This window comes from Calidithermus roseus (assembly GCF_003574095.1).
GTDB lineage: Bacteria > Deinococcota > Deinococci > Deinococcales > Thermaceae > Calidithermus > Calidithermus roseus.
Genome location: NZ_QWLA01000024.1, coordinates 1 through 16,875 on the forward strand (window position 1 = coordinate 1; position 16,875 = coordinate 16,875).

At 65.7% G+C, this 16,875-nt stretch carries 14 protein-coding genes; all 14 read right to left on the reverse strand.

Annotated elements, in window-relative coordinates:
- Positions 1-486 (reverse strand): response regulator (locus Mrose_RS07585; protein WP_147371586.1); only part of this gene is annotated, 486 nt, incomplete at its 3' end.
- Positions 487-498: 12 nt separating this feature from the next.
- Complete coding sequence (locus tag Mrose_RS07590) at positions 499-1,239, reverse strand: DUF4388 domain-containing protein (protein WP_119277043.1); 741 nt, start codon at positions 1,237-1,239, stop codon at positions 499-501.
- The gene (locus Mrose_RS07595) at positions 1,236-4,010 is read right to left on the reverse strand and encodes a hybrid sensor histidine kinase/response regulator (RefSeq protein WP_119277045.1); all 2,775 of its coding nucleotides are present in this window, start codon (positions 4,008-4,010) and stop codon (positions 1,236-1,238) included. Before Mrose_RS07595 ends, Mrose_RS07590 begins: the two co-directional genes overlap by 4 nt.
- Positions 4,011-4,018: 8 nt before the next feature.
- Positions 4,019-5,860: a methyl-accepting chemotaxis protein gene (locus tag Mrose_RS07600; protein WP_119277046.1), complete on the reverse strand. Its 1,842-nt coding sequence runs from the start codon at positions 5,858-5,860 to the stop codon at positions 4,019-4,021.
- Between the two features lie 117 nt (positions 5,861-5,977).
- The gene (locus Mrose_RS07605) at positions 5,978-7,942 is read right to left on the reverse strand and encodes a methyl-accepting chemotaxis protein (protein WP_119277048.1); all 1,965 of its coding nucleotides are present in this window, start codon (positions 7,940-7,942) and stop codon (positions 5,978-5,980) included.
- 97 nt (positions 7,943-8,039) lie between these two features.
- Positions 8,040-8,492 (reverse strand): chemotaxis protein CheW, encoded by a 453-nt coding sequence (locus Mrose_RS07610; protein ID WP_182482725.1) that lies wholly within the window; start codon positions 8,490-8,492, stop codon positions 8,040-8,042.
- On the reverse strand, positions 8,489-8,863 hold the full coding sequence (locus Mrose_RS07615) for a response regulator (protein ID WP_119277052.1): 375 nt from the start codon (positions 8,861-8,863) through the stop codon (positions 8,489-8,491). The genes Mrose_RS07610 and Mrose_RS07615 overlap by 4 nt, the downstream gene beginning before the upstream one ends.
- 404 nt (positions 8,864-9,267) lie before the next feature.
- Positions 9,268-10,914: a dynamin family protein gene (locus tag Mrose_RS07620; protein WP_119277054.1), complete on the reverse strand. Its 1,647-nt coding sequence runs from the start codon at positions 10,912-10,914 to the stop codon at positions 9,268-9,270.
- Positions 10,915-11,035: 121 nt separating this feature from the next.
- The gene (locus tag Mrose_RS07625) at positions 11,036-12,961 is read right to left on the reverse strand and encodes an AMP-binding protein (RefSeq protein WP_119277056.1); all 1,926 of its coding nucleotides are present in this window, start codon (positions 12,959-12,961) and stop codon (positions 11,036-11,038) included.
- A gap of 70 nt (positions 12,962-13,031) precedes the next feature.
- On the reverse strand, positions 13,032-13,904 hold the full coding sequence (locus tag Mrose_RS07630) for a serine/threonine-protein kinase (protein WP_119277057.1): 873 nt from the start codon (positions 13,902-13,904) through the stop codon (positions 13,032-13,034).
- A gap of 71 nt (positions 13,905-13,975) precedes the next feature.
- Entirely contained in the window at positions 13,976-14,647 is a 672-nt protein-coding gene (locus tag Mrose_RS07635) for a metal-dependent hydrolase (protein ID WP_119277059.1), read from the reverse strand.
- A gap of 97 nt (positions 14,648-14,744) precedes the next feature.
- Entirely contained in the window at positions 14,745-15,173 is a 429-nt protein-coding gene (locus Mrose_RS07640; protein ID WP_119277061.1) for a DUF3809 family protein, read from the reverse strand.
- A 44-nt stretch (positions 15,174-15,217) separates the two neighbouring features.
- Entirely contained in the window at positions 15,218-15,433 is a 216-nt protein-coding gene (locus tag Mrose_RS07645) for a DUF3248 domain-containing protein (protein ID WP_119277063.1), read from the reverse strand.
- A 112-nt stretch (positions 15,434-15,545) separates the two neighbouring features.
- The gene (locus Mrose_RS07650) at positions 15,546-16,700 is read right to left on the reverse strand and encodes a 23S rRNA (cytosine(1962)-C(5))-methyltransferase (RefSeq protein WP_119277065.1); all 1,155 of its coding nucleotides are present in this window, start codon (positions 16,698-16,700) and stop codon (positions 15,546-15,548) included.
- Between the last annotated feature and the right edge of the window lie 175 nt (positions 16,701-16,875).

Consider the following 16,875-nt stretch of genomic DNA (forward strand, 5'->3'; position numbering starts at 1 on the left):
GGGTGGGGTAGGGGCGGGAGTGCTCGGAGCGGCAGCCACCGGAGGAGCCGGGATTGGCTCGGGATTAGGGGTCGGAGGCGGTGCGGATACGGGAGGGGGAGCTGCAAGCGCGACGGCGGGAGCCTTGCTCAGAGCCTGCTCGATCTTGGGGTAGAGGGTGTCGGGGGTGAAGGGCTTGGAGATGACCCCGTTGGCACCCACGCTCTGGGCCTGCACGAGGGTTTTGTCGTCCATGATGCCCGAGATCAGGATCACCGGAGTGTCGCGGAAGCGCTGGTTGAGCCGCAGCAGTTGGCACAGCTCGAAACCGCTCATCCCCGGCATCACCACGTCGGCGATGACCAGATCGGGGGACTCGTCGGTGGCCATTTTGAGCCCTTCCTCCGCGTCCTGGGCAGTCACTACCTGCAACCCCCGTGCGGCCAACAGACGCTCCAGCACCTTGCGTACACTGGTGCTGTCGTCGACCACGAGAACTTTTGGCATACTCCTCCTTATTCAGTTCAGGCTCGAGCCCGCCTGGCGATGATCGATCTCGACCGCCAGCGACAGCAGGAGCTGATCGGTGCTCTTGTGGATGGTGACGGGCTCCATGAACAGGTCGCTGGCGTCTTTGGGCTCGAAGCCAAAGCTGCCGTCCCGGTTGGACTCGGCCTGTATCATCAGGTGCAGCACCGCGTCCTCGCCGCTCTTGTCGCCGAATTGTGCGTGGATGAGCTGACCCTTGAGGAAGTACAGCGTGGCCTGCTGGGTCTCGAGGTGTACCACGAGCCGCCCGGTCTTGGACGAGCGGGCCAGCCACTGGGCCAGGTCGAAGAGACTGATGTCGCCCAGCACGCCCTGGATGGCCTCGCGGATGGGGGCTGCGCTGGAGGCTTCGTAGGTCTGGCGGGTGATCTCGAGCACCTTCTGGTAAGCCTGCCGCACCACCTCCCCGGCGATCACCGCCGGGGGCATCACACTGTCGATGCGGGAGACGTGGGCCGGGGCCTCGGAGGCTAGGAGGATGAAGGCCACGAAGCGCAAAGCGTCGTCGCTGCGCACCAACTCATAGAACTCGGCCCCGCTCATGTCCGAAAGCTGGGCCAAGCTCACCACCACATCCGGGCGATTGCGCTCCAGCAGGGTCAGGGCATACAGCGCGCTGGTCTCGGTCTGGACTTCGAAACCCGACTGGATGAAAGCCTGCTGCAAGGCTCGGGTGGACTCGAGGTTGGCGGCAACGATCAAGGCTTTCACGTGCGAACTCCTTCACGCAGGAACTGCAACAACTGGGCCTCGTCGGCGGGCTTGGTGAGATAGGCGTTGACCCCCAGTTGCATCGCCAGGTCACGGTGCTTGGCGCTGGCGCGGGTGGTGAGGATCGCCACCGGCAGGTGCGCGAGGTGGGGGCGGCGACGCACCTCCTCCAGAAGCTCAAAACCGCTCATGCGGGGCATCTCGAGGTCGGTGATCAGGGCGGCGAAGGTGCCTTCTTGCAGGATTTCCAGCGCCTCCTGACCATCGGCGGCGGTGACGACATTGTAACCCAGTCGGCGCAGGTTCTGACCCACCATCTTGCGCACCGAAAGCGAGTCGTCGGCCAGTAGGATGGTCTGCTGCGCAGGAGCGGCGATGTTGAGCGAGGAGATTGCGCGGTGGTCGTAGGGATCGGCCTGCAGGCGCAGCAGGCCGCTGGGGTCGAGCACCAGGATGACCTCGCCCGTACCGGCTACGAGCGCGCCGGAGAAGTGACCTAAGAGTGAAAGCGGTTCCTCGAAGGGCTTGACGATGGATTGTTGCAGCCCCACCAGGCGGTCAACGCCCAACGCCAGCTGCCGCCCGGCGACCTCGAGGTAGACCACCGCCATCTCGCTCAGCTCGCTCTCGGGCAGGCGCAGCAGACGGGAAAGCTTCTGGATGGGGTAGCGCTCGCCCTCGTGCTCCAGCGTTTGAGCGCTGCCCTCAACCAGGCGCAGCGCGCGCACGGTGTCGCTGGGCAGGCCCAGGGTGTGCCCGCTCGCCTCGAGGATCAGCACGTCCGAGACGATCAGGCTCTGCGGCACGCGCAGGCGGAAGGTGGTGCCCAGACCCTCCTGGGTCTCGATGGTGATGTCGCCCTTGAGGCGGCGTACGCTGTTCCACACCGCGTCCATTCCCACCCCGCGCCCGGCTTCCTGGGTGATGGTCGGGGCGGTGGAGAGGCCGGGGAGGAAGATGAGCTCGATAAGCTCGCGGCGACTGAGGTTTTGCAAATCGGCCTCGTTGCGCAGGCCCTTCTCGATGGCCTTGGCCCTGACTGCCTCCACGTCGATGCCGTTGCCGTCGTCCTGGACCTCGATGAAGGCGTCGCCGCCGCGCTGGTAGGTGCGGATGCGCAGCAGGCCCTCGGCGGGTTTGCCCCGCTGAAGGCGGATCTCCGGACTCTCGATGCCGTGCACGATGGCGTTGTTGACGATGTGTACCAAGGGCTCGACCAGGCCGTCGAGCACCAGGCTGTCGAGTTCGACCTGCTCGCCGGAGAGCTCCAGGCGGATGGGCCGGTCTGCGGCGATCTGCCGCACCTGGCGGCGCAGGCGCTGGTAGAGGCGCCCGATGGGCACCAGCCGGATGCGGCCCACCTCCGAGCGCAGCGAGCGGGTAATCTTGCCGAAGGCGTCCTGCTCGTCGCGCAGGGCCAGCAGGGTGGCGCCGAGCTGGGAGCGCACCTCGTTGAGGTCGGCCACCATTTCCGAGACCGAACGCGCGAGGATGTTGAGGTCGGTGTATCGGTCGAACTCGAGCTCGGAGAACATCTCCTGCACCGACTTGCCGATGCCGCTCGAGCCCGCTTCCCCTGTTTCTTCCGCGGCGGGGGCCTTGGACTCGGAGAGGGTGGGGTTGAGGTAGCGGCTCTCGAAGTCGCTGGCGGCCTGCATCAGGCGCAGGCGGCTGTTCTCCAGCGCCTCGTCGATCTCCTTCAGCCGTGAGAGCAGGCTCTCGAAGCGCGAGCGGGTCCCGATGACTTCGCCGGTGAGGTCGAGGAGGTGGTCGAGGCGCTCGAGCGCCACGCGCACCGTGCTGCGGGTTTCGGGGCTCGGGGCGACGGGGGTGGCCTGGGGCTCGGCGGGCTGGGGAGCCGGTGCAGGCGCCACGGCCTCGGCGATGAGGCCGGTGGGCTCGCCCAGCAGCCCTTCGAGCCGGATGATGTGCGCCTCGAGGTCGGTGGAGCGACCCTCGGCGGTGGTGAGCATGAGCTGGATGGTGCCCACCCCCTCGGCCACGATCGAGGCCAGCTCGCCGCTCCAGGGGCGCTGACCGTCGCGCACGAGCACCAGCAGGTCCTCGAGCTTGTGGGCCAGCTTGCCGATAGGGGTGCAGCCCACCGAGTAGGCCGCACCCTTGATGGTGTGCAGCGCGCGGAAGAGCGCGGTCACGTCGCCCTCCTCGCCCTCGCCCGCCAGGTGCTCCAACGCGTTCTGGGCGGTGTCGAGGTGCTCGAGCACCTCGGGGGCGAAGAACTCCCAGATGTCGGGGTTCTCGCGGAAGAAGCGGTGTAGTTCCTCGCGCAGGCTCGCGCTGTAGGGGGCATCCTCTTCCGGCGCATCGCCCTCGCCCAGCTCGGCGCCGGGGTCGCTCGGGGGGTGCGCCACCCAAGCCTGGGGGTTGGCGAAGGCCAGCTCGCCCAGCAGGCTCGAGGCCCCCAGGCGGCTGAGGTTGAGCCCTACGCCGCCTTCGTGTCCATTCTGGGCGATGCTGTCGAGTGCGTCGCAGATGCAGGCCGAGGCCAGCCCCACGAAGCGGGTGAGTTGCTCTTGCTGTTGGGGGGTCAGCCGGGGTGCGCCCTCGAGCAGGCGCTCGAGCAGCCCGGCCAGGCGAGAGAGCTGAGGGAAGTTGTACAGCCCCGCCGAGCCCTTGAGCCGATGTGTCACGATGACCAGGGGTTCAAATTCCTGGCGGGCGACGTAGTCGGGAATCTGCTCCAGCGCCAGCACGGCCTCCCAGGCTTCGGCGAGGAAGCTTTGGAGGAGTTCGGGTATAGGGCTTGGCATATCTTCCTTTAGGCCAGGCGGAAGCGGGAGAGGTTAGCGCTGAGCTGCTCGGCCAGCCTGCGCAACTCCTCGGCAGCCTGACGGCCTTGCTGGCTTTCGCTCTGGGTGGATTGGGCGGTCTGAGCGATGCTCTGCACGGCTTCGTCCACGAGTTCGATGGACTTCACCTGTGACTGGGCGTAGCTCGAGATCAGCGCCGCCAGCCGCGAGGACTGCTCGGCCAGTCGCGCGATTTCCCTGAGCTGTCCTTGGGCCTGCTCCGCGCTGCGGTACTGCACCTCCACGGTCTGGGCCCCCTCGAGCACCGCGCTCACGGTGCGACCAATCTCCTGCTGCACGTCGGTGACGATGTCGCTCACCTGGCGGGTGGCTTTAGCGGAGTCCTCGGCCAGCTTGCGAATCTCCTCGGCCACCACCGCGAAACGCCGTCCCAGCTCGCCTGCACCCGCGGCCTCGAAGGTGGCGTTGAGCGCGAGCAGGTTGGTCTGGGAGGCGAAGTCGGCCAGGGCGTCGGCCACTTCCGAGATCTGGGCCGAGCGGCTGGCGAGCCCCCGGATGCTCTCGGCGATGCCTTGCATCTGCTCGCGGATCTGCCGCATCCCCGCCAGGGTCGCCTCCACCGCCTGCTCGCCCGCGCGTGCGGCTTGCAGGGTCTGTTGGGAGGCTTCTGCCGAGGAGGAGGCGGTCTGGGCCAGGCTTTGCACGGTCTGGGCCACCTGGCGGGTCTGTCCACGGGCCTTGAGCGCTTCCTCAGCCTGGGAGGCAGCGGCCTCGAGCACGTGCGCTGAGGTGCTGGCCATGCTGCGCGCGCCCTGATTGACCTGCAAAGCGGTCTGCTGCACGTCCTGGAGCAATCGTGCGATTTCCTCGGTTGCCAGGTTCACCGCGTCAACAACGCTGCCCAGCACGTCCTGAGTCACCGCTCCACGCTTGGTGAGGTCGCCCTGGGCGATGTCCATGGCCACTTTGAGGAACTCGGCGATGTTGGCCTGGAGTTGCTCGCGCTCGCGGCGCTCACGGTCGCGCTCCTCGGCGGTACGCACCAGGCCCCTCAACTGCACGATGGACTGGTCGAGGGTCCGACCCAGCATCCCCAGCTCGTCGTTGGTCTTGACGTCGGTGGTTTCGGAGAGGTCTCCCTGACCGATGCGGGTGGCTATGCTCACCAGGCGGTTGACGGGGCGGAACAGCCGGTTCAGCAGCACGGTGGCCAGCAACAGCACCACCACAGCTACCAGCGCGAACCCCAAGGCCAGGGCCAGCGCGATCTGGTTGGCCTTCTGCACGATGACGCTGCGATCGATGCCCACGAACACCCGGCCCAGGTTGCCCACGATGGGAGCCTGGTGCTCGAGGATGTCGCGGTAGTTCTTACCGACGGCGTCGGTGTAGTTGACGCGGCGCATCACCGCGGTGGAGGAGCGAGCGCTGTCGATGACGGCCTGCGGCATGTAGGTGCTGCGGATGCTGCCGCCTTTGAGGGTGACGTGGGCGATGACCGAACCGAAGACCTGGCCAGTGTTGTCGAGCACGAAGATGTAGGTGACGTTGGGGATGGGGGAGAAGTCCTCGAGGCGCTGCTGCACGGCGCTTTGATTGCCCGCGAGAATGTCGTCGTCGATGCTGGAGGCAATCGAGCGGGCGATGGCCTCGCCCTTGGCGCTGAACTCGGCCTCTAGGCTCTGCTGCAGGGTGACCGCCGTGGCGATGGAGGCCGCGGCCAGCAGCGACAGCAGGGGGAGCGCTAGCAGCAGCAGGATGCGCTGGCGGATGCCGAAGCGAATCCTGGGGGAGGCGCTCGAGGCTGCCGGGCGCGGGTTGGGCTTGGGTTTGTGTTTGGCCGCTTGCATAAGCTTCCTTTAGTTAGTGCCTGTGGGTTGGTCCTTTGTCGGGGCCCTCACGGTGAGCTTGGTCGAGTGGCGGGCTTAGGTGGAAAGGCTTCTGCATCGCGCTCACCGTGGGGGGACTCAGCTGGGCAGGCGGAAGCGGGAGAGGTTGGCGCTGAGCTGCTCGGCCAGCCTGCGCAACTCCTCGGCAGCCTGACGGCCTTGCTGGCTGTTCTCCTCGGTGGCTTCGGCGGTTCCGGCGATCGAGCGCACCGCCTGGCTCACGCGCTCGACGTTTTGTACCTGCTGCTGGGCCACGCCCGAGATGGCTTGAACCAGCTTCGACGACTGCTCGGCCAGGTGGGCGATCTCCTTGAGCTGCTCGCTGGCTTCGGTGGCGATGCGATAGCCCTGCTCCACCTCTTTGGTTCCGCCTTCCACCGAGATCACCACGCCCTGGATCTCGCTCTGGATGCCCTTGATCAGCGTGCCTACGCGTTGGGCGGCCTGCGCGGAGGATTCGGCCAGTTTGCGCACCTCGTCGGCCACCACCGAGAAGCGCATGCCCGCTTCACCCGCGCCCGCGGCCTCGATGGCAGCGTTGAGCGCGAGCAGGTTGGTCTGCTTGGCGATGTTGGAGATGGTCAGCGCGATTTCCGAGATCTCCAGCGAGCGGTCGGAAAGGCCCTTGATGCTCTTGGCGATGCTTTGCACCTCGCGGCGGATGCTCTGCATGCCCGTCAAGGTCGCCGTCAGCGCTTCCTGGCCCTTCTGTGAGGCCTCGAGCGTCTTGGCGGCGGCCTGGGCCGAGATGCTCAGCGTATCGGACATCTGGCGGATGGACTGGGTCACCTCCAGGGCCTGTCCCTGGGCCTTCTGGGCTTCGTCGGCCTGAACCTTGGCCCCCTCGAGCACCGAGGCCGCCACCTGGTTGAGCCGCTCGGCTTCGGCGTTGACGCGCTCGGCCACCTTGGCCACGTCCTTGAGCAAGTAGGCGATCTCCTCGACGGTGAGGTTCACCGCGTCGACCACGTTCCCCAGCACGTCCTCGGTCACCACCCCACGCTTGGTGAGGTCACCCTGGGCGATGTCCATGGTGACGTTGAGGAACTCGGCGATGTTTTGCTGGAGAATTTGGCTCTGACGCATGGCCTCGGCGTCGGCTTCGGCCTTGGCCCGGAGCTGGGTCACGGCATCGTTGAAGACCGACCCCAAGGTGCCGATCTCGTCCCTGCCGCTCACCTTCACCACGGTGTCCAGCTTGCCCTCGCGCAGGTCTACGGCGCCGCGCTCGAGCGCGGCCAGGCGGCGCGTGGTGGCCCGGGTGATCCAGAAAACCATCAGCAGCGTCAACAGCGTCGCCACCACCAGGGTGACCAGCATCGTGCGGAGGGCCTCGCCGCTCCTGGCCAGCGCCGCGTTGTTGATCTCGAAGGCCAGCGCGTCGTTGACGTTGATCAGTTCGCGCAGGTGTCCGCGCAGGGTGGTGTATTGGTAGATGACTTCCTCAGCCAGCTTCAGGTCGGGCTTTCCAGCCTCCACGCTCTGGTAGAAGGCGTCGAATTGGTTGCGCGCGTCGAGATAACGCTCGTTGAGGGTGGTGACCGCGTTCAGCTCGCTCTCTTGCAGCGACTCCTTGCCCCGTGCGCGCAGCAGCCGGGTGATGTAGTCGTAGTTGCTGCCGGTGACCCACTCCTGGTTGTAGCGGTCGATGATCTCGTCGGCGTTGGAAATGGCCCTCATGGCCAGCTCCATGGCCGATCGCCGCTCGCCGATATCGGCCTGGGGCTTGCGTGCGATCTCGAGGTAGCGCAGCAGGTCGGCGTAGTAGATCTCGGCTTTGTGGACGTTGGACAGGCGTAGCAGCATGCCGCTGTAGAGGTTGTCGAGGTCGGCGCGCATGGCCTGGAGACCTGCCAGACCGGCCAGCACGATTGCGGAGGCACCCAGCGCCATCACCAGCACGATCAGGGCGATCTTCCAGACCAGGCGCAGGTTGTTCAGGAAACCACCGGACGGGCCCACTTGCTGGGTGGAGGCTGTGCGGGGGGATAGGCGGGGCAGGATTCTGCGTCTGGTGGGTTTAGTGGGTTTGGCGGGTTGCATACGACGCTCCTGTTTTAGAAGGGGGGGTGGCCCGTCGATGGGTCATCGGGCCAGGCTCGTGTGAGAGGTGGACGCGGCTCATGACGCTCCTTTACGCTCACTCGAAAGAACGGCTCCAATCCGTTGCCGAGGATAGCAAGCCCCGGATGTCCGCCATCAGGGCCTCGGGGTTGAGCACACGGGCGCTGCGGCCCTGAAAGCTCACCGTACCCAGGTACATGCCGCTGCCTCCAGGGCGCAGGCTCTGAAGCGGTGAAAGACCCATGAACTCGTCTACCACGAGTCCCAGCACTTGCTTGCCGTAGCGCATGACCACCGCGCTCTCCCCGCCCGCGCCCGGCTGGCGGCTCAGGCCCAGCACCCCCTTGAGGTCGAAGAGGGGCAGGATGCGCCCGCGCAAGTTGACCATGCCCAGCAGGGCGGGGGGAGCCAGGGGGATGGGGGTCAGCCGCCCTACCTCGAGCACCTCCTGCAAATGGGACACCTCGAGGGCATACAGGTCGCCTGCCAGGCGAAAGAACCCGGCCTGACGAACCTGGGTCTTGCTCACGACCATTCACTCCCGCCCAGCAACTCCCTCACCGCCTGCTTCAAGGAGTCGGGAGTGTAGGGCTTGGTGAGGTATCCGTTGGCGCCCTGGCGCTTGCCCCATTCGATGTCGGTGGGCTCGCCCTTGGAGCTGATGACCAGCACCGGCAGGTTTTTGGTCTTCTCGTTGCGCCGCAGGCCCCGCAAGACCTCATAGCCGTTGCGACCTGGCATCACCACGTCCAGCAACACCAGGTCGGGCTTTTCGGCCTCGATGCGGCTCTCCACGTTTTCGGCACCCTGCACCAGCACCACCTTGTGATCGGTGGCCAGGATGCTTTCGATGAGCTTGAGGTCGGAGAGGGAGTCGTCGACTGCGATGAGTTTAGCCATAACCGAGGTTCCTCCTGCAAACTGCACGTCCAGGCGATGCGATGTATTGAGGGCATGACTCAGAATCGCCCGGCGTGATCACTCCAGATGTTAGGAGCGTGCGTGCGGCTTTCCTGTGACAGATGCACAGAGTGGGCCGAAAATGCGACGAGCCGTCTCGAGCCCAAAGGCGGAGTTTTCGGCTTCAACGCAACAACGACCCAATAAACCTTACCTTGCGAGGTCAAGTTTGTGAGATGAATTTCTATGAATATGATCGTAGTACAAATATGGGACAACTATAGACCTGAAAGCTGTTCACGCGGGCTGGGGGTTGTCCTCGCTTCAGGCAAAGGCGGGTTTGCGTGGAGGGGGGTTGGGGAAGGGGAATATCCACGAGTTCCCAGCCCTCGACCCCCTCTTCTCTAACGGGCCACTTCTTCCCGCAACGCCAGTGCTTTTTGCCTGAGGGCGTTGAGCCTGTCGATCTGGCCTTGCAGGCTGTCGCGGCTGGCCTCCAACCGCAGGCAAGGCTGGCGGTAGAGGGCGGTGAACTGCTCCTGAGCCTTGCGTAACTCGGCCTCGAGGGCTTCACCCATGGCTTTTTGCAGATCGGCTTTGAGCACGGCCAGGCGCTCGCGCAGCCTGATCTTGGCCGCTTCCTTGCGGCGGGGCAGGATGGAAAAGCCCAGCACTGCCACGATCAGCCCGGTGAAGATGCCCATGAGGTCGAGCAATAGCTTCTGGAAGATCAGCACCAGCAACCCGCCCAGCCCCACTGCTCCCACCTCCACCAGCGCGGTGTGTTGCAGGGCCGTCTGGATGTGGTTCTTCAGCTCCAGGGCCTCGCGTTCGGGTTCGAAGGAGTTCAGGGCGGCCTCGAGGTTGCCCGCGATGGCCTGCTGCTCCCCTGAAGCCTGCGCTCCACTAAGACCCGGAGCCTCGCGCAGGAGGTGCAGGGCGTCCTCGAGCAATTCGCGCTCGCGCTTAGCCAGCCAACCCAGCCCCTGCATCACCCCGCGTTCGATTTCAAGGTTAGCGTTCCTGACCACCTCCTCGAGAAAACTCTGCTTGATCTTGGAGCCGCGGACGAGATCGAAGAGGCGGCCCAGGCGCACGGTTTCGTCCAGCCAGGCCTCGCCGCGCTCGCGCACCCCCTCTACCACCTGGGTCACCAGCGCCACCTGGCCGGCAAAGTCCCGGCGGGTGCGCTCAGCGTGGCGTGCAGCCAGCAGCTCAAGGTCCTCACAGGTAGCGAGTTGCTTCTTGATGCCCTGGAGCTGCTTTTCCAGCTCGGGTGCGGCTACCTCCAACAATCGGATCAGCACCCCTAGGGGGGAACCCAGTTTGAGCGCAGCCGCTTCGTGCTTCAGCACCTGCTGGATGTAGGCCTCGAGTTCCCCCACGCCGCTGATGTCGCGCTCGCCCTGCCTGGCCTGCCGCGCCGAAACCCCGAATACCCTGACGCTGCGGCCCAGGGTCTGCTCGCTTCCCTTGCGCACGAACTCCAGCACTTGCTCGCGTTCGGACTGGGTCAGCATGTCCATCTTGTTGACCACCAGCACGATCTTCTTGCCCCAGGTCCGGATGAGCTGCAAGAACTCGGCCTCGCTGTGGGTGTAGGGCCGGTCGGCGCTGGTGACGAAGAGGATGAGGTCGGCGCGGGGCAGAAATCGCTCGGTGAGCACCTGGTGGTGCCGCAGGATGGCGTTGGTGCCGGGAGTGTCTACCAGCCGCAAGTCCTCGAGGATGGGGTTGGGCAGGTAGAGGTGGGCCAACTCGGGGCTCTGGGGCTCGTAGCGGGCTTCGGGGGCATAGCCGATGAGCTGTACCCGGTCGGTGGTGGGCGTCACCCCCTCCTCGAGCAGATCGCTTCGCAGCAGTGCGTTCAGGAGGCTGCTCTTGCCGCTGTTGAACTCGCCTGCCACTACTAGCAGGAAAGGGCCGTCGAGGTCGAGCAGGGCCTGGCGCAGGGGGGTGAGGTCGGTGGGGGTGCGGGCCAGGGACTCCAGGCCCTGGGCCACCAGATCGCGCACTTCGTGGGCAAGTTGCTGGGTCTGCGCATCGAGCATAGGCTCAGGGCTCCGAGGGTTCAGTATAGGCCACGCTTGGGTTAAGCGTCGTACGTCGTACGCGAAGCGCAAGACGCAAAACGCGAGTGGCTATCGACCATTGACAATCGGCAATCTCCCCTTACGCCAGCGCTCGGATGGCCTCCACTGCCTGAGGGTTTTCCAGCGCGGAGAGGTCGCCGGGGTTCTGGCCTAAAAAGGCCGCGCGGATCACCCGGCGCATGACCTTGGCGTTGCGGGTCTTGGGCAGGTCACCCACGAACAGCAGCTTTTCGGGCTTGAGGGCCTTACCCAGGCGCAGCACGATCTGTTCGGTGATGGCCCTAGCCAGCTCCTGGCTGGGGGTGTGGCCTGGCTTGAGCACCACGAAGACCACCACGCCCTCCCCCTTGACTTCGTGGGGTACTCCGATGGCAGCAGCCTCCTTGACCGCTGGGTGCTCCACCGCCGCGCTCTCGTACTCCGCCGGCCCCACCCGCTTGCCCGCGACCTTGAGGGTGTCGTCACTGCGGCCCTGGATAGTCCAGTGGCCTTCCTCGTCCACCATTGCCCAGTCTCCGTGGACCCACACGCCCTCGAAGCGGCTCCAGTAGGTGCCCAGGTAGCGCTCGGGCGCCCTCCAGAAGCCCTTGGTCTGGCCCGGCCAGGGGGCCAGCACCGCCAGCTCACCTACCTCTGCGACCACCGGTCGGCCCTGGGCATCGAGCACGGCAGCCCGAATGCCCGGCACCGCCGTGTTGAAGCCCATTGCTTTGATGGGCTTGAAGGGCACGCAGCCCAGGATCCCCCCGCCGACCTCGGTGCCGCCGGAATAGTTGATGATGGGAACCCGGCCTTTTCCGACGGTGTGGAAGAACCACAGGTAGGGCTCGAGGTTCCAGGGCTCGCCGGTCGAACCCAGCATGCGCAAGGAGGAGAGGTCGTGGCGGCGTATGGGCTCCTCGCCGAAGGGCACCAGCGCGCGCACCAGGGTAGGGGAGATGCCCAGGTGGGTGATGCGGTGGCGCTCGACCATGCTCCACAGCCGTCCGTGATCGGGGAAATCCGGCGCGCCCTCGTAGAGGAAGACCGTGTTGCCCAGCGTGAGTGCGCCCAGGATGGCCCAGGGGCCCATCATCCAGCCCATGTCGGTGAACCAGAACAGTATCTCGCCCTGCCGTAGGTCGAAGCAGTGGGCCATGTCCTGGGCGGCCTTGAGCGGGAAGCCCGCGTGGTAGTGGACGGTGCCCTTGGGCTTGCCGGTGGTGCCCGAGGTGTAGATGAGCATGAAGGGGTCCATACTATCCATCGGCTCGTAAGGAGCCTCCTTGGGTTGGGCATCTACCACCTGCTCCCAGGCCACTTCGCCTTCTTTCAGCGGCACGTCACCAAAGCGCCGCACCACCAGAAGCCGTTCGACGCTGGGGGAGAGTGCCGCGGCCTCGCGAGCAGCCTCCAGCAGCCTGACCTTGCTGCCCCGCCGCCAGAAGCCGTCGGCGGTGACGATGAGGCGGGCTTCGGCGTCGTTCAGCCGGGTGGCGGCAGCCTCGGCGGCGTAGCCCGAGAAGATGGGGATGAAGATGGCCCCGATCCGGGCGATGGCCAGCGCTGCGATGGCCGTCTCGGGAATCATGGGCAAGAAGATGCCTACCCGATCCCCCTTGCCGATCCCCAGCGATTTGAGCGCATTGGCCGCCCTCGCGACCGAGACCTCGAGTTCGCCGTAGGAGAGCCGGATCACCTGGGAGTCCTCGCCCTCCCAGATCAGCGCCAGGGCGTCGGGTCGGGTCTTGGCGTGACGACCTACGGCGTTGTAGGCCAGGTTGAGCTGGCCGCCGACGAACCACTGCGGCCACTGGGGGCCCTGTGAGGTGTCCAGCACCCGTGTGTAGGGCCGAAACCACTCCAGGCCCATCTGCTCGAAGGTGGCTTCGAAAAAAGCCTCGGGCTGCTCGACGCTGTAGCGGTACAGCTCTTCGTAGCTGCCCAGGCCCAGCCTGTGCATGAGGGTCTCGAGATGCGAGCCGCGGGTGTATTCTTCGTTGGGATACCAGACAGGTTGTGCCATAGCCCAAGTTTATCGGTCCTCGAGGCTGCTGCGCTCGGTGCTGTAACTACACCGCCAGGGAGGAAATTCTTCAGGAGCGGCGGCGGAACAACCCGAACAGGCCCTTGGGCTTTTCTTTGGTTTCCGTCTGGGGCTGGGGAGGCTCGTTGGGCGAGCTGAGCACCTGCAAGAACTGGGGGATGCTCAGGCGTTGCTTGGGGTCTTTGTGCAGCAGGTTGCGCAGGGCCTGGTCGAGGCGGCGGGGCAGCGAGGTAGGCGGGGGAGCCAGGTGCAGGTGGGCGTGGGTGACGTCCTCGAGGGTTTCGGCGCGAAAAGGCCGCTTACCGGTGAGCAACTCGTAGGCCAGCACCCCGAAGGAGTAGGCGTCGGAGGCTTCGGTGGCTTCTTCTCCCGCGAACAGTTCCGGGGCCATGTAGAAAGGGCTCCCGGCCCGCTCGAGCGGCCTGGGGTTGCTGCGGCTCTTGGCTACCCCCAAGTCCCCCAGCTTGAAGTCGGGGCCTTTGAGGTAGATGTTGGCGGGTTTGATGTCTTGGTGAATCACCCCGCGCTGGTGGAGGAACAGCACTGCCTGGGCGATCTGCTGAAGGCTGCGCACCGCGTCGGGGAAGGCGAGGGGTTCTTTGTGGAGCCGGTCCTCGAGGCTGCCCTCGGGAAAGTATTCCAAGGCCAGGAAAGCCCCGTCTCCAGTGGGGCGACCCGCCAGACCACGCACCAGGTAGGGGTGCGACAGGCTGATGGACAGCGAGACCTCCTGGGCGAAGCGCTCGCTCATCTGGCGGTTTTCCCGCACCTCGCGGCGCGGAATTTTCAGGGCCACGCTCACGCCGTTGGGTGCCTTGGCCAGATAGACCTGAGCGGTCTGACCCAGGCCCAGAAGCATCTCCAGCCGGAAATCCTTGCGGGTCAGGCGTGAATAATCGAGATTCTCGTCTCTCAGCGGCATAACCACCTGGAAATCAAACGCGAGCGTTACCGACTCAGCCTCAGCATAGGCGATCCGGCGTTACCATGCCGTTACAGGTTGCGGCTCTCCCCTGGAGCCAGGGCCATCCCCTCGATCCCCATCAGAGTGGCTTTGGAGGCGAAGGCCGCGCCGTCTTGGGCGATGGGCGGGAAGGTGTTGTAGTGGATGGGCATGACTTGCTTGGGACGCAGCAGCTCGAGCGCCTTGAGGGCGTCGTCGGGTCCCATGGTCCAGTTGTCGCCGATGGGTAGCAGGGCCAGGTCGAGGCCCATCTCGCCGATGAGCCGCATGTCGCTGAAGAGGGCGGTGTCGCCGGCGTGGTAGATGCGCTTGCCGCCCAGTTCCAGCACCACGCCCATGGGCATGCCGCCGTAGGTGCCGTCGGGAAAGCTCGAGGAGTGCCAGGCCGGGGTCCATTTGAGCCAGCCTCCTTTGAACTTATACGTCCCGCCGATGTTCATGGATTGAACCCTGGCCCCCCGCTGCTCCGCGTAGGCGGCGATTTCGGCAGTGGAAACCAGCAGTCCGCCCTTCTTGGATAGCGTCAGGGCATCGCCCCAGTGATCACCGTGAGCATGGGTAACCAGGATCAGGTCGGCCTCTACGGCTTCAACCCCCACGGTGGCCTTGGGATTGCCCGTGATAAAGGGGTCAATCACGATGCGGGTGGTTCCGTCGCTCAAGTAAACCGCCGAGTGGCCGATGTACCGGAGTTCTAGCATGGCGTCTCACCCCCAGTGCAACCGCCCGCTTCCAGGTGCTTCATCCAAAAAACAGTATAAAGCTCGATTGGTGGACTCGAGGTCGTTTGCGACAGCCTCATGGCTGGAGCTGGCTCAGGGCGCGGCTGAGGGTGCGCTCGAAGGCAGCCTCGGCCATGCGCCGCAGGGCCTTGCCCCCCCACTTATCGCCAGGGGGCACCTCGGCGTGCAGCCGCACGGTGATCTGGTAGTGAAGCTTCTCGCCCTGCACCCGCCCCTCGCCAGCGATCTCGGCCCAGTAGTCGGGGATGGGAGAGGGCAGGACGGGCTCGAGCTGCGCCAAGCCGATGTCCAGCACCAGTTCGCTCTCGAAGGGGAAGCGCAATTGGCCCAGCAGCGGCACGTCGGCGGCCAGGGCCCCCCGCAGCCTGAGCCCTTCGCGGCTCATGGCCTCGAAAGGGCTGCGCCCGCCGAAGACTTTTTCAGGCGAGTGCAGCAGCGCCTCGTCACCGGGCAGGGTTAGTTCGAAGGTTCGCTCGATGTTCATGGTTTTCGCGAGTCGCGGAGTTTGCGTGCAGGGCGCGTGATGAGTCAATCGACCCACTCCACCCGCACCTGGCCGTTCTTGACCAGGCTCTCGATTTCCTCGTCGGTGGCATTGCGTAGCCGGGGGTACAGGGCGAAGTTGCTGGCGGCGCGGGCCAGGCCCACCCGCACCACGATCACGTCCTCGGTTTCAGCCTTGCCGATGCGCCACACCAGGTTGTTGCCCAAGCGCTCGAGCAGGTCTTCCATGGCGTCATTCATCGTGCTCAGTGTGGAGGCTTTGGCAAGGGAGGTCAAGGGTCAGGATACTCCACAAGCCCTTCCCCGACCCCATGCGCCACGGGCCTCCCTTCGCCCGATACCCGCTTGCCCCTTATTCCCCCACCTCCAGCAACGCGAACTTGAGGTAATGCGTCTCCGGCACGCCCAGCAGCACCGGGTGATCCCAGCCCTGGCCGCGCCGCTCGATCACCCGCAAAGAGCGGTGGGCGTCGGCGGCGGCGTCGGCCAGCATCTCGTAGAACAAAGGCTCGGTCAGGTGGTGGCTGCACGAGGCGGTGGCCAGGATGCCGCCTTCGCGCAGCAGTTTGATCGCACGCAGGTTGACCTCCTTGTAGGCCGCGTAAGCCCGCTCGAGGTCCCGCTTGCTCTTGGCGAAGGCCGGGGGGTCGAGCACGACGAGGTCGTATTTGTGCCCCGATTTCTCTTCCTGGCGCAGAAATTCGAAGGCGTTGGCCTCCACCGTGGCGATCTCGAGGCGGTTGTGCTGGGCATTGGCGCGGGCGCGGGCCAGCGCCTCGGCTGAGCTGTCGACCGCCGTGACCGATTTGAACCCCTGCGCCAGGTGCAGGGCGAAGGAACCGTGGTAGCTGAACACGTCGAGCGCCCGCTCACCCCTGTAAGCCCGCAGCCGCAGCCGGTTGTCCCTCTGGTCGATGAAGGCCCCGGTCTTCTGGCCACTCAGCAGGTCCGCGCGGTACTCGATGTCTCCTTCCCTCACCCACACCCACTCGGGCACTTTGCCGAAGAGGGGCTTTACCTCCAGCTCGAGCCCCTCCAGCGTGCGGCTTCGCTGGTCGTTCCTCGCCAGCACGCTCTGTACGGGGATTTGCTCGATCAAGACCTCGACGAAGCGGGGCAGCAGGGGCTCGAGGGCCGCCGAGCCAGATTGCACGACCACGTGACCGGCGTAGTAGTCGAGCACCAGCCCCGGCAGGCTGTCGCCCTCAGCGTGGGCCAGGCGAAAGGCCCCTTGGGGTTCGGCCTCCAGGCTGGCCTTGCGCTGAGCCAGCGCCCGCTGGAGGTTGTCCAGCAGGCTTTGCTCGGCGTCGTCGGTAGGGCGGTAACGAAATGCCCGCACTGCAATTTCCGAAGCCGGGTTCCAGGCCGCCCAGGCCAGCAGGCCCTTGGGCCCGTAGACCGGGTACAACCCGGCCTGATCTGGCCCCTCGAGCACGTCGGAGCGATAGACCCATGGGTGGCGGGCCAGCAGGCGGCTGGCCCCGCGGGGGGAAACGCGAACCTTCACCGGGGCAGTTTACGCCATACTGCCGTAGGCAAAACGTCAATTCCCGATTGCGTAACAGTTGTTACATCTAAAATCGGGCAGACTGGTAGCGATGAAAACCACGAGCGCTTCGCGACCGAACGCAGGTCGGGTTGCCCGTGCGCCGCCAGGCTGCCGCGTGTCGGTGCGACCGGTG

Bases quoted from the DNA above. Each gene is read 5' to 3' on its own strand.
- Mrose_RS07595 (WP_119277045.1), bottom strand. From the start codon at position 4,010: ATGCCAAGCCCTATACCCGAACTCCTCCAAAGCTTCCTCGCCGAAGCC.
- Mrose_RS07600 (WP_119277046.1), bottom strand. From the start codon at position 5,860: ATGCAAGCGGCCAAACACAAACCCAAGCCCAACCCGCGCCCGGCAGCC.
- Mrose_RS07605 (WP_119277048.1), bottom strand. From the start codon at position 7,942: ATGCAACCCGCCAAACCCACTAAACCCACCAGACGCAGAATCCTGCCC.
- Mrose_RS07615 (WP_119277052.1), bottom strand. From the start codon at position 8,863: ATGGCTAAACTCATCGCAGTCGACGACTCCCTCTCCGACCTCAAGCTC.
- Mrose_RS07620 (WP_119277054.1), bottom strand. From the start codon at position 10,914: ATGCTCGATGCGCAGACCCAGCAACTTGCCCACGAAGTGCGCGATCTG.
- Mrose_RS07625 (WP_119277056.1), bottom strand. From the start codon at position 12,961: ATGGCACAACCTGTCTGGTATCCCAACGAAGAATACACCCGCGGCTCG.
- Mrose_RS07630 (WP_119277057.1), bottom strand. From the start codon at position 13,904: ATGCCGCTGAGAGACGAGAATCTCGATTATTCACGCCTGACCCGCAAG.
- Mrose_RS07635 (WP_119277059.1), bottom strand. From the start codon at position 14,647: ATGCTAGAACTCCGGTACATCGGCCACTCGGCGGTTTACTTGAGCGAC.
- Mrose_RS07640 (WP_119277061.1), bottom strand. From the start codon at position 15,173: ATGAACATCGAGCGAACCTTCGAACTAACCCTGCCCGGTGACGAGGCG.
- Mrose_RS07645 (WP_119277063.1), bottom strand. From the start codon at position 15,433: ATGAATGACGCCATGGAAGACCTGCTCGAGCGCTTGGGCAACAACCTG.